The following is a 12,223-nucleotide window of genomic DNA, read 5'->3' as shown; positions in this document are numbered from 1 at the left end:
TGCGCAGGCAATGTGCTTTACACTGCGCGCTGCAAAATTTGAGTTAACCAACGAGTAAGAACGGTAATGGCGATGAACGGAACAATCACAACGTGGTTTAAAGATAAAGGTTTTGGATTTATCAAAGATGAAAACGGCGAAAACCGGTATTTTCATGTGATTAAGGTCGCCAATCCCGATCTCATCAAGAAAGACGCGGCGGTGACTTTTGAACCTACCACCAACAATAAAGGGCTGTCGGCCTACGCGGTGAAGGTCATTCCGGAAAGCAAATATATCTATATCGCCGGCGAGCGGCTGAAGCTGACCTCCATCAAATCCTATGTGGTTTACCGGGAAGAAGAGCCGGTCGAGACCCGCGTGGATAAAGAAAACGCGGTGCTGTCGGTCGGGCTGCTGATGAACAGCATCCGGCCAAAATCCGCGGTGCAGCCGGGAGAGATGCGCTCGGTGAAAAAGCTGGCGATCACCACCTTTCAGGGGACAACCCTGATCTTCTCGGAAGACGAAATCGATATCGATGCCACGGTAAAACTGCTCAAGGTATGACGACCCGGCGTGCGGTCAGCCGCGCGCCCAGTCACCTGCCGAGCCGATTTTCGTCGCCATCGCCCCTCACCGGACGGGGCGAGGCGCCAGACAGCCGATAAGGATGCCGCCGCCATGCCCGTAAATTTTGACTTCAACGATCTCTATGCCTTTCGCGCCCTGATGGAGTATGGCAGCTTTCGGCTGGCCGCAGAATCCATTTGCCTGTCGCAGTCGGCCCTCAGCCGCCGCATCGAAAAACTGGAGACCGCGTTAGGCAACCGGCTGTTCGAGCGCACCACCCGCCGCGTGACCCTTACGCTGTATGGACAGAATTTTGCCGAACGTTCGGAGCAGCTGCTGGCCCACGTCGAGACGGTGCTGGCGGATATCAGCCAGGTCAGCAAGGCGCGTACCGGGCTGGTGACAGTGGCGACGGTACCTTCCGCCGCCTACTACTTTATGCCGGAAATCATCCGCAGCTTTCAGGCGCGCTTTCCCCAGGTGCGTATTCGACTGATCGACAGCAGCGCCGGGAATGTCATTGAGGCGGTGAGCAGCGGACAGGCTGACTTTGGCCTCTGCTTTGCCAAAAACCTGCCGGCCAGCATCGAATTCACCCCGCTGGCCGACGACCGCTATGTCGCCGCCTGTCGGCACGACCATCCGCTGGCGAGCAGGACGCACCTCAGCTGGCAGGCATACTTTGAACAGGATTATATTGGCCTCGATCGGGTCTCCGGCAACCGGACGCTGCTCGACAGGGAGCTGGCGCATCTGACGCCGGCGCGGCCAAGCATTTGCGAAACCCGCCACGTCACCACGATGCTGGGGATGGTGGAAGCGGGCATCGGCATTGCCGCCGTGCCCGCGATGTCGATGCCCGCCGGGGAGCATTCCGTTCTCCGCGCCGTACCGCTTACCGACCCGGTGGTCACCCGTACGGTAGGTCTGATCCGCCTCAGCGGCCGTATTCAGTCCTACGTGGCGGCAGAGCTGGAGAAGCTGATTATTGAACAGTATCCTTCTGGCTGACCGGCGCGGCGGCAGCTACGCTTCGCATACCGGTGGCGTGGATGGTCTCCTGCGCCGCCGGTGAGGCCAGATACGTCAGCAGCGCCTTTCCTTCCTGCGGGTGGTCGGCGCTGACGGTCACCGCCCCGGCAAAGCGGGTGATGTACTGCAGGTTATCCGGCAGTTCGCCGACAAAGGTCACGCCGGGCACCGGCAGCAGTTCGCTCACCTGCTGAAAACCGATCGCATACCGTCCCTTCGCCACTTCCGAGGCTACCGGAATACGCTCCACCATCTGCGCTTTGCTCTGCATCGCCTCATCAATGCCCAGGCGGTGGAACAGCGTCGAGCTGACATAGCGTCCGCTGGCGCTGTCGGAGTACGCGACCGACGGCGCAGCCAGCAGCGCCGCCCGCAGCTGGTCTGCGCTGCGGATAGCCGGCAGCGGCGTTCCCGCTTTCACCACCACGCCGATGGGCGAGTCGGCCAGCTCCCGGCGCGAATCCGGTTGCGTACGGCCCGCTTTCTCGAGGCTGGTCAGCGCGTCGCCGACCATAATCACCACGTCCGCGTGTTCGCCCCGCGCCAGGCGGTTAGGGATCGCCTGCGGCGTTTTTCCCATCGACGGCCCGGGGATCACCACGAGGTGGTTGCCGCTTTGTTTTTCCCATGCCGGGGCCAGCTTTTCCAGCGCCGCTTTGAAGCCGCCGGAGATCATCACGGTGACCTCAGCGGACAGCGCGCTGCCGCCGGTGGCGGCCAGCAGCAGCGTGGCCAGCAGGGTTCCTGTCGTTTTACGCATCATCATCTCCCTGATTAACGTGCCGTCTGCAGCGTAACGGCGCTGCGGCGATAGAGGTAGCAAGTGGCCAGCAGGCCGCAGACGGCGGCAAAGCTCATCCAGTAGCCTGGGGAAGCTTTATCACCGGTATATTCAATCAGCGCCGTGGAAATCACCGGCGTGAAGCCGCCAAACACCGCGGTCGCCAGGCTATAGGCCAGCGAGAAGCCTGCCACGCGCACTTCGGCGGGCATAATTTCGGTCAGCGCCGGGATCATCGCCCCGTTGTACATGCCGTAGATAAAGGACAACCACAGCAGCACGCTCAGCATCATCAAAAAGCTCGGCGCGTTCGCCAGCATGGTCAGCGCAGGCCACGCGGTAGCCAGCGCCAGCAGGGTCATGGCAATCAGCACCGGCCGGCGGCCAAAGCGGTCGGACAGCGCCCCGCCCACCGGCAGCCAGAAGAAGTTGGAAATCGCCACCAGCAGCGTGACCAGCAGGCTGTCCGAGGCGCTGAGCATCAGCACTTTTTTGCCAAAGGTCGGCGCATAGACGGTGATCAGATAGAACGCGGTGGTGGTCATCGCCACCATCATCATCCCGGCGATGACCACCTGCCAGTTCGCCAGAAGGGTGGCGAATACCTGGCGCATCGCCAGATGATGGCGGCGGGCAGTAAACTCCTGGGTCTCCTCCAGCTTACGGCGCAGCACAAAAATGAACGGGACGATCAGGCAGCCGAAAAGGAACGGAATACGCCAGCCCCAGTCGCTGATGGCGCTCTGCTCCAGCACGGCGTTGAGGGCAAAGCCCATCGCGGCCGCCACCATAATGGCGACCTGCTGACTGCCCGACTGCCAGCTGGTGTAAAACCCTTTGCGGCCCGGGGTGGCGATCTCGGCCAGATAGACGGATACCCCGCCCAGCTCAGCGCCGGCGGAGAAGCCCTGCAGCAGGCGGCCGATCAGCACCAGCAGCGGCGCCCACAGGCCAATGGCCTGGTAAGAGGGGATCAGCACGATCAGGAAGGTGCCGGTGGCCATGATCGACAGGGTCACAATCAGCCCTTTGCGCCGCCCTACCTTGTCGATATAGGCGCCAAGCACGATGGCGCCGATGGGCCGCATCAGAAAGCCGGCGCCAAAGACCGCGAAGGTCATCATCAGCGAGGCGAATTCACTGCTCGCCGGAAAAAAGGTATGTGCGATGTAGGTGGCATAAAACCCGAACAGGAAAAAGTCGAACTGTTCGAGAAAGTTACCGGACGTGACGCGCAGAATGGCGCCGAGCCGGTCACGGGTACTCATCAGTGAGGTTGTCGAATGCATGCAGGTCTCCAGTTTGTTATCCACGCGTTGTCGCGCGCCTGTTGCTGAAGACTGAAACAGAACCGGGAATGAAATAAGCGTAATAAACGCATCCATTGATGCAATTCACGCATAAATAACATTTAACTAATTAACATTACTTTTATATACAATCATTTAACACTCTCTACGCCATCAGCGTCGGCGGCAGGGATGAAAAGGTGAGTTTTCCGTTTTGTGACCGAGGCCAGGGTACGCCGCTGCGCCCCGGGCGCCAGGCGGTAAAAGACATACCCGGCCCGGCAGGGTTAACGCGACGCGGAGCGGCGAGATGTTAATAATCCGGACGTGACCTCAGGGCGCCGGCGCCGCGACGGCGTTCCCCAGCGTCTGCAACAGGGAGATCAGCCAGCGGGTGGCCTCGCGTTTCCCGCTGCGTTTGTGGGCGTAAATCTTGACGTCAAACGGGGGAACCGGAAACGGCAGCGGGAAAATGGTCAGCCGGGCGGCGCGAGCCATCGTCTCCGCCGCCCGCCGGGGCAGCGCCATCAGCAGATCGCTCTGCTCAATAATAAAGGGAGCGCTCAGCATCGAGGGCGTTTTCACCGCCACCTGCCGCGAATAGCCCTGCCGCTCCAGCTCACAGTCCAGCACCCCCTGCCGCTCATTCCACGGGGTCACCACCAGATGACGGGCCGCAAGGTAGGCGTCCAGGGTGAGCGCCGTTCGGTCGGCCTGGCTGATAACCACATATTCGTCCCGCAGCCAGTTAATCTCCTCGAGATCGGGATGAACTGGCTCGTCAGGGGTATTGAACCCGAGAGCCAGATCGACCTCCCCCGCCAGCAGCTCGGTCAGCGCCGGGCTGTGGGGCAGATAACGGAGCTCAAACCGCAGCCCGGGCGCCTCACGCTGCAGGTGGTGCATCAGCGTCGGAAAGACGCAGAACGCGGTGAAATCGGTGATCGCAATCTGCATGCAGTCGGTGCTGGCGGCCGGCACAAACGCCGCCGGCGGCGTCAGCTCCTGATTGAGAAATTTCAGCGCCGAAGCGATAGAGGGCGCCAGCTGGCTGGCATAGACGCTGGGACACATCCGGTGACCTTCCCGATAGAACAGCGGGTCGTTGAGGGCGCTGCGCAGCCGGGAGAGCGCATGGCTCAGCGCCGAGGTGCTCATCGCCAGCTCTTCTGCCGCCAGGCGCACCGAGCGGGAGCGATAGACCGCGTCAAAGACCGGCAGCAGGTTGAGGTCGATACGGCGCAGGACAGGATGCATAATATTCATCGTTTGCTGATTTCATTGCACTTAATTCTTTTCACAATACCGCTTATGCTCTGGGTCAGCAATTTTGCTTTCTTTCATACCATTCAGACAGGACGACCCATGAGCATCACGATCCGCCAGGCCACCCCGGACGACGCCACCGCTATTTATGACATGATTTATGAACTCGCGGTCTACGAGAAAGCCCCCGAAGAGGTGGTGACGACGGCAGAGGAGATCAGAGAGACGCTGTTTGCCAGCAGCAGCAAAACCGAGGCGCTGATCTGCGAGGTGGCGGGCAAAGCGGTGGGCTACGCCGTGTTCTTCACCAGCTACTCCACCTGGCTTGGCCGTAACGGCATCTATATGGAGGATCTGTACGTAACCCCCGACTATCGCGGGATCGGCGCCGGAAAAGCGCTGCTGAAAACCATCGCGCAATATGCTGTACAGCGTCAGTGCGGGCGTCTGGAGTGGAGCGTGCTCGACTGGAACCAGCCGGCGATTGATTTCTATCTGAGCATTGGCGCGCAGCCGCAGGATGAGTGGGTGCGTTATCGCCTCACTGGCGATGCGCTGCAGGCCTTTGCGGAGTAAAGCGGCTCGCCAGCAGGTCGGCGCCAGGCGTCGACCTGCTGGCCGCGGATCAGGCTTCGACCGCGCTATTCTGCAGCTGCGGACCGGCCAGCGCCAGACGCGCGCCCGCTTCGGTATCGCTGTACTGCTTAAAGTTATCCATAAACAGCTGAGCCAGACTTTCCGCCTTCTCCTGCCACTTATCCGCTGAGCTCCAGCCATTACGCGGATCCAGCACCGCGCTGTCGACGCCCGGAATGCTCTGCGGGATCGCAAGATTGAACACCGGGATCGCTTCATCGCGCAGCGGGCCGGTGGTGCCATTGAGGATCGCGCTGATGATGCTGCGGGTATCGCGCAGCGACAGGCGTTTGCCCTCGCCGTTCCAGCCGGTGTTGACCAGCCAGGCTTCCGCACCGGATTCCGCCATCTTCGCCGCCAGTACGCTGGCGTACTGGGTCGGGTGAAGCAGCAGGAACGCCGCGCCGTAGCAGGCGGAGAAGGTCGGCGTCGGCTGGGTAATGCCGCGCTCGGTGCCCGCCAGCTTCGAGGTGAAGCCCGACAGGAAATGGTACTGCATCTGCTCGGTGGTCAGACGGGAGACCGGCGGCAGGACGCCAAACGCGTCTGCGGCAAGGAAAATCACCTTCGACGGATGGCCCGCCCGGGACACCGGCTTGACGATATTGTCGATATGCGACAGCGGATAGGAGACGCGGGTGTTCTCGGTTTTGCTGCCGTCGGCGTAATCCACGCTGCCGTCGGCGCGCACCACCACGTTTTCCAGCAGCGCATTGCGGCGGATGGCGCCATAAATCTCCGGCTCCGCCTGCGGGTCGAGATTGATGGTCTTGGCGTAGCAGCCGCCTTCGAAGTTAAACACCCCATCATCGTCCCAGCCGTGCTCGTCATCGCCAATCAGTTGACGATGCGGATCGGTGGACAGCGTGGTTTTGCCGGTACCGGAGAGGCCGAAGAACAGCGCGACGTCCCCTGCTTCGCCGCGGTTGGCCGAGCAGTGCATCGACGCGATGCCTTTCTGCGGCAGCAGGTAGTTCATGACCGAGAACAGCCCTTTTTTCATTTCGCCGCCGTACCAGGTGCCGCCGATGAGCTGAATACGCTCGCTCAGGTTAAAGGCGACGAAGTTCTCGGAGTTCATGCCCTGCGCCTGCCAGTTGGCATTGGTGCAGCCGGCGCCGTTGAGCACCACGAAGTCCGGAGTAAAGCTGGCCAGCTCGTCGGCGCTCGGCACGATAAACATGTTTTTGACAAAGTGGGCCTGCCACGCCACCTCGGTGACGAAGCGCACGCCAAGGCGGGTGTCCGGGCTGGCGCCGCACCAGGCGTCGATGATGTACAGTTTTTTGCCGCTCAGCTGGCCTGCGACCAGGCTTTTCAGGCTGCGCCACACTTCTGGCGATAACGGCTTATTGTCATTGCGGCCGAGGCCGGAGTCAGCCCACCATACGGTGTCGCGCGTCTGCTCGTCTCTGACGATATATTTATCGCGCGGCGAGCGGCCGGTGAAGATGCCGGTATCCACTGCCACAGCGCCAGAGTCGGTCATTACGCCGCGGGCCGCGCCGGTCAGCTCAGGAGCGGTTTCATGTGCAATAAGCAAATCGTAATCAGGGTTGTAAAACAATTCGCCGCTTGCATTAATCCCCAGCTCCTGCAGAGCCATTTTTACTGATTCAATTTGTTGTGACATGGAACTCCTGACAAACTATTTAAGGTAAGAGGCCTGGGTTATTCATTGCTTTCGTCATCGTCGCCAGCTATTTAATAAGATAAATCCTGGGTAATGAAATAAAGCAATAAATAACCGTGAGTCGCGATTTCATATCGTGCTCATGTAGGGTCGCCGATACGTATTCATAAATCTCAACTTTCCAAAAAATGTTAACACCTGTCGATAATTATGTTAATTGCATAGTTTCTATGCGCTATGCTAAAATTGCATAGCCTTTATTGCGTTTTTGAGGACTGGATCGGTGTTGGCAAATCTGGAAGTTAAATGGCTGTATGATGTGATTGCTCTCGAGGAGTCACGCAGCTTTACCCTGGCGGCCAAAGCCCGCAATATCTCCCAGTCCTCGTTCAGCCGACGCATCCAGTCGCTGGAGGCTTCCCTCGGATTCAGCATCTTCGACCGCAGCGCCAACCCCCTGCAGTTGACCAACCGCGGGAAAATTTTTGTCGGCTATGCGCGAAATATGCTCGACGACATGGATTTTCAGATCAGCCGAATTAAAGGTTTAAATAACACCACGCAGAAAATAAGAATCGACGCCGCCCCGTCGCTGTCGGTGTTATTGCTGCCGGAAATTATCGCCGGTTACACCGACCGTAAAAATAAGACTTTTCATGTTGAATCGATTAACGTCAACGACGCCGTATTTAACCTGAAAGAGGGTAAAAGCGATTTTATCCTCTCCTTCTATAATGAAGAATTAATGAACTATCCGTTTATTAATCATAAAATTTTTGATTCTTACCTGCACCTGGTCTCCCCCTGCGACGAACATGGCCGGCCGCTGTTTCATTTACATCGCGGCGTGCTGCCGCTGATGAAATACGCCAACGACAGCTATATGGGGCGCCAGGTGAACCAGGTCATCGACCGCACGCCGGAGATCACCTTCTCCCTCACCTTTGTCTCTTCCATGAGCGAGCTGCTCAAGCGCATGATCCTCAATGGCGACGGCGTGGGCTGGCTGCCGCAGTACTCCATTCAGCGCGAGCTGGACGAAGGCCGACTGACGATCCTCGATGAGAGCCTGTCGCTGCCGATCGGCGCCTGGCTCTACCGCTCCGGCTCGCGGCTTAACCAGGCCGCCGAACGTTTCTGGCAGCACATTAAAACCCGTAACCAACCGCGGGATTAACCCTCTCAGCCGCTGATCCCCAGATACGCCTTACGCACCTCCGGGTCGTTGAGCAGCGCCTGGCCGCTACCGCTCAGGCGGATCTGGCCGTTCACCATCACGTAGGCGCGGTCCGACAGGTTGAGGGCATGGCGGGCGTTCTGCTCCACCAGAAACAGCGTCATCCCCTGGGCCGTCAGCTCGCGCAGGATCTGAAATATCTGCTTCACCACCAGCGGCGCCAGTCCCAGGCTCGGCTCATCCAGCAGCAGCAGGCGCGGCCGGCTCATCAGCGCCCTGGCGATGGCCAGCATCTGCTGTTCGCCGCCGGAGAGGGTCATCGCCCGCTGTCCCCGCCGCTCTTCCAGCCGGGGGAACAGCTGGTACATCCGGGCCTTGTCCTCGGCCTGATAGCGGTTGCCAATGGCAATGGTCCCCATCAGCAGATTCTCCTCGACGGTCATATCGGGAAAGATGCGCCGCCCTTCCGGGGCCTGGGCGATGCCGTTGCTGGCGATAAAGTGGGTCGATTTCCGGCTGATCGCCTCCCCGCGATAGAAAATCTCCCCGCCGGCAATACGCGGCTGCCCGAAGACCGACATCAACAGCGTCGATTTACCCGCGCCGTTGGCGCCGATCAGCGCCACCGTCTCCCCCTCGTTGACGGTCAGGGAGACCTGCTTCAGGGCCTGGATCGGCCCGTAGAAGACATCCACCTCATCAAAGGCAAGCAGTGGCTGGCTCATCGACGCGTCTCCTCTTCCTCAGCGCCAAGATAGGCGGCAATCACGCTGGCGTTGGCCTGAATCGCCTGCGGCGCGCCGCGGGCGATGACGTCCCCGTGATCGAGGACGATGATATGATCCGAAATCTCCATCACCATCCCCATATCATGTTCGATCAATAGCACCGTGATGCCGTGCTGCTGACGCAGAAAGCGGATGATCCGGCTCAGCGCCTGGGTTTCAACCGGGTTGAGTCCGGCCGCCGGCTCGTCCAGACAGATCATCTCCGGACGGGTGCACATGGCGCGGGCGATCTCCAGCCGCCGCTGCTGTCCGTAGGAAAGCGTTCCCGCCAGACGGTTGGCGCAGTCCACCATCTCCACTACCTCCAGCCAGTAAAACGCGCGATCCAGCGCCTGACTTTCCGCCTGCCGATAGCCGCGGGTGTTGAGGATCCCGGCCAGCAGATGGCGGTTAACCTGGGTATGCTGGGCCACCAGCAGGTTCTCAATCACCGACATCTCGCGGAACAGGCGAATATTCTGGAAGGTGCGGGCCAGACCGGCGCGGTTCACCAGATGGGTGCCGCCGAACATCTTGTAATAGATCCGCCGCCCCAGCTGCGCCGGGTGGAGGAAATCGTCCGGGTGAAGCTTTTGCCCCAGCACCTGAATGACATCGGTGACCTTTTCCCGCGCCCGTAGCACGATACTCCCCCCCGTCGCCCGGTAAAAGCCGGTCAGGCAGTTAAATACCGTGGTTTTGCCCGCGCCGTTGGGGCCGATCAGGGCGGTGATCGACCCCCGCTCCACCTCCAGATTGACGTCATTCAGCGCTTTGATGCCGCCGAAATGCATCATCAGATGCTCAACGCGTAAGATGCTGTCGCTCATGGCGCGACTCCTTTTCGCAACGCGACCCCGCTGCGGCTGGTGCGCACCAGGCCGCGCGGCCGCCAGATCATCATCAGCACCATCAGCACGCCAAACAGCAACACGCGATATTCGTCAAACCCGCGCAGCAGCTCCGGGGTGACCGTCAGGACAAACGCCGCCAGCACCACCCCAAGGGTGGAGCCCATTCCCCCCAGCACCACAATCGCCAGGATCAGCGCCGACTCAAAAAAGGTGAACGACGTCGGATTAACAAATCCCTGATAGCTGGCGAAGAACACTCCGGCGATGCCGGCGGTCGACGCGCCGAGCATGAACGCCGAGAGCTTAACCAGCACATGGTTGAGCCCCATCGCCCGACAGGCGATCTCATCCTCGCGCAGCGCCTCCCAGGCGCGGCCGATGGGCATCCGCGTCAGGCGATGCTTCACCAGCAGCACCAGTATCACCACCATGCACAGCACGGCGTAGAGGAAGATGAATTTCAGGTTGGGGTTGTAACTGACGTGGAAGAACTCATGGATGGGGATACCGCCATCCTTTGCCCGGCGGGTAAATTCGAGGCCAAACAGCGTCGGGGATGGCACCGGGACGCCGTTGGGGCCGCCGGTGAAGCTCACCCAGTTGTTAAGCACCAGGCGAATGATTTCGCCAAAGCCGAGGGTGACGATGGCCAGATAGTCGCCGTGCATGCGCAGCACCGGAAAGCCCAGCAACGCCCCGGCGAGGGCCGCCATCACCGCCCCCAGCGGCAGCATCGCCCAGAAGCCGAGGCCCAGGTACTGGTAGCCCAGCGCCAGGCCGTAGGCGCCGATAGCATAGAACGCCACATAGCCCAGATCGAGCAGCCCCGCGAGACCCACCACGATATTCAGCCCCAAACCGAGCAGGACGTAGATCAGCCCGAGGATCGCCACGGTCAGCAGGTATTTGCTGGCGAGAAACGGAAAGGCGATAGCCAGGCCCACCAGCAGCGGCATTATCCAGCGCAGCCGCGAGCGGTAGCCCGGGGGCCGGACGTACACCCCGTCATCCGCCCCCTCAAAGCGGGCAACCAAGGCCTTGCCCCGCCGGCTCTGCAGCAGCAGGCTGAGCGCCAGTCTGCCGGCCATCACCACCGCCACCAGGATCGCCACCCGCACGGGCGCGAGGGTAAAGCCATAGCCTTTGAGCACCACGCCGACGATCGGGCCAAAGACAATTAACGCGCAAAGACCGGCCAGCACGCTGTCGATCAGCGCGCTTTTGATATCCCGCGCAGGCTGGCGCGTCAGTTCACCCATAGAGCCCCCTCAGACCTTGGCCACCAGCGGACGACCCAGCAGCCCCTGCGGGCGAAAAATCAGGATCGCCACCAGCAGCGCAAAGGAAAAAACGTCTTTGTAATCCGAATTCACCATTCCGGCGAACTGCGCCTCGGCCACCCCGAGCAGCAGTCCGCCCAGCATCGCGCCAGGCAGCGAGCCAATCCCGCCCAACACCGCGGCGGTGAAGGCTTTGATGCCGATAATAAATCCGATGTAGAAGTCGAAGGTGCCGTAGTTCATGGTCACCAGCACCCCGGCCAGGCCGGCCATCGCCGCGCCGATGACAAACACCAGGGAGATCACCCGGTCGGTATTGATGCCGAGGATCGCCGCCATGCGCCGGTCCTGCTGGGTGGCGCGGCAGATGCGCCCCAGCCGGGTGTACTGGATAATCCAGGTCAGGATCAGCATCCCCACCAGCGCGGCGACGAGAATAAACACCTTGGTCCAGGTGATCTGCACTACCCCATCGCCCACCGTCATACGCAGCGCGCCGCTGAGCAGCGTCGGGATCCCCTGCTGGTTTGGCCCCTGGCTCAGCTGAACATAGTTCTGCAGGATCAGCGACATTCCAATAGCCGAGATCAGCGGCGCCAGGCGCGTCGAGTTGCGCAGCGGCCGGTAGGCGATGCGCTCGATCGCCCAACCGTACACGCCGGTGACCACAATGGTGAATACCAGGGTGGCGAAAATCAGCAGCGGAAACGAATGGATCCCGAAGAAGGAGAGCAGCGCCAGGCCGATGGCGCACAGGTAGGCGGAGACCATATACACCTCGCCGTGGGCGAAGTTGATCATGCCGATGATCCCATACACCATGGTGTAGCCGATGGCGATTAAGCCGTACACCGCGCCCAGCGTCAGCCCATTGATCAGTTGTTGCAGAAAAAACGCCGTCATAGCCCCTCCAGCCGCCAGGCCGACGGCCGCCGGGATTGGTACCCGGTCGACCG

At 60.6% G+C, this 12,223-nt stretch carries 12 protein-coding genes; 4 read left to right on the top strand and 8 right to left on the bottom strand.

The genetic code is table 11. The features are described from left to right. The first annotated feature begins 66 nt into the window (after window positions 1-66). Both ACLH1U_RS01405 and ACLH1U_RS01400 read left to right on the top strand, forming a co-directional pair. Window positions 67-549 carry a cold-shock protein gene (locus tag ACLH1U_RS01405; protein WP_032453327.1) on the top strand — a complete coding sequence of 161 codons (483 nt, stop codon included), beginning with the start codon at window positions 67-69 and terminating at the stop codon, window positions 547-549. Between the two features lie 114 nt (window positions 550-663). Then, window positions 664-1,563: a LysR family transcriptional regulator gene (locus ACLH1U_RS01400; protein WP_044523908.1), complete on the top strand. Its 900-nt coding sequence runs from the start codon at window positions 664-666 to the stop codon at window positions 1,561-1,563. Here ACLH1U_RS01400 and ACLH1U_RS01395 read toward each other — a convergent pair. The 3 genes from ACLH1U_RS01395 to ACLH1U_RS01385 all read right to left on the bottom strand — a co-directional run bounded on the left by ACLH1U_RS01395 (window position 1,538) and on the right by ACLH1U_RS01385 (window position 4,920). Beyond that, window positions 1,538-2,347, bottom strand: a complete 810-nt coding sequence (locus ACLH1U_RS01395) for a substrate-binding domain-containing protein (RefSeq protein ID WP_374014604.1) — start codon at window positions 2,345-2,347, stop codon at window positions 1,538-1,540. The genes ACLH1U_RS01400 and ACLH1U_RS01395 overlap by 26 nt on opposite strands. A gap of 11 nt (window positions 2,348-2,358) precedes the next feature. Further along, window positions 2,359-3,654: an MFS transporter gene (locus ACLH1U_RS01390; protein WP_044523912.1), complete on the bottom strand. Its 1,296-nt coding sequence runs from the start codon at window positions 3,652-3,654 to the stop codon at window positions 2,359-2,361. 333 nt (window positions 3,655-3,987) lie between these two features. Next, complete coding sequence (locus ACLH1U_RS01385; RefSeq protein ID WP_032453330.1) at window positions 3,988-4,920, bottom strand: LysR family transcriptional regulator; 933 nt, start codon at window positions 4,918-4,920, stop codon at window positions 3,988-3,990. A 99-nt stretch (window positions 4,921-5,019) separates the two neighbouring features. On the opposite strand from ACLH1U_RS01385, the gene ACLH1U_RS01380 reads away from it, so the two are divergent. Beyond that, on the top strand, window positions 5,020-5,496 hold the full coding sequence (locus tag ACLH1U_RS01380) for a GNAT family N-acetyltransferase (protein WP_065813351.1): 477 nt from the start codon (window positions 5,020-5,022) through the stop codon (window positions 5,494-5,496). A 49-nt stretch (window positions 5,497-5,545) separates the two neighbouring features. Here the strand turns inward: ACLH1U_RS01380 and pckA are convergent, their stop codons facing one another. Then, window positions 5,546-7,189: a phosphoenolpyruvate carboxykinase (ATP) gene (pckA, locus tag ACLH1U_RS01375; protein ID WP_023290179.1), complete on the bottom strand. Its 1,644-nt coding sequence runs from the start codon at window positions 7,187-7,189 to the stop codon at window positions 5,546-5,548. A 283-nt stretch (window positions 7,190-7,472) separates the two neighbouring features. Between pckA and ACLH1U_RS01370 the strand changes: the two genes are divergently transcribed. Further along, window positions 7,473-8,366 carry a LysR substrate-binding domain-containing protein gene (locus ACLH1U_RS01370; protein ID WP_023290180.1) on the top strand — a complete coding sequence of 298 codons (894 nt, stop codon included), beginning with the start codon at window positions 7,473-7,475 and terminating at the stop codon, window positions 8,364-8,366. 5 nt (window positions 8,367-8,371) lie between these two features. Here ACLH1U_RS01370 and ACLH1U_RS01365 read toward each other — a convergent pair whose 3' ends face one another. Genes ACLH1U_RS01365 through ACLH1U_RS01350 form a run of 4 tightly spaced genes read right to left on the bottom strand, consistent with a single transcriptional unit; the run spans window position 8,372 to window position 12,170 of the window. After that, a complete protein-coding gene (locus tag ACLH1U_RS01365; protein WP_023290181.1) occupies window positions 8,372-9,091 on the bottom strand; it encodes an ABC transporter ATP-binding protein in 720 nt (239 codons plus the stop codon). Further along, window positions 9,088-9,963, bottom strand: coding sequence for an ABC transporter ATP-binding protein (locus ACLH1U_RS01360; RefSeq protein WP_044523916.1), 876 nt, complete (start codon window positions 9,961-9,963; stop codon window positions 9,088-9,090). Before ACLH1U_RS01360 ends, ACLH1U_RS01365 begins: the two co-directional genes overlap by 4 nt. Then, the gene (gene livM / locus ACLH1U_RS01355; protein WP_072420769.1) at window positions 9,960-11,246 is read right to left on the bottom strand and encodes a high-affinity branched-chain amino acid ABC transporter permease LivM; all 1,287 of its coding nucleotides are present in this window, start codon (window positions 11,244-11,246) and stop codon (window positions 9,960-9,962) included. The genes ACLH1U_RS01360 and livM overlap by 4 nt, the downstream gene beginning before the upstream one ends. A 9-nt stretch (window positions 11,247-11,255) precedes the next feature. After that, on the bottom strand, window positions 11,256-12,170 hold the full coding sequence (locus tag ACLH1U_RS01350; protein WP_023290184.1) for an ABC transporter permease subunit: 915 nt from the start codon (window positions 12,168-12,170) through the stop codon (window positions 11,256-11,258). Window positions 12,171-12,223: the final 53 nt, after the last annotated feature.

It is taken from the genome of Klebsiella sp. 1SOBk5mer, from assembly GCF_046603115.1.
GTDB lineage: Bacteria > Pseudomonadota > Gammaproteobacteria > Enterobacterales > Enterobacteriaceae > Klebsiella > Klebsiella quasipneumoniae.
This window is presented reverse-complemented; position numbering and strand designations above follow the sequence as displayed.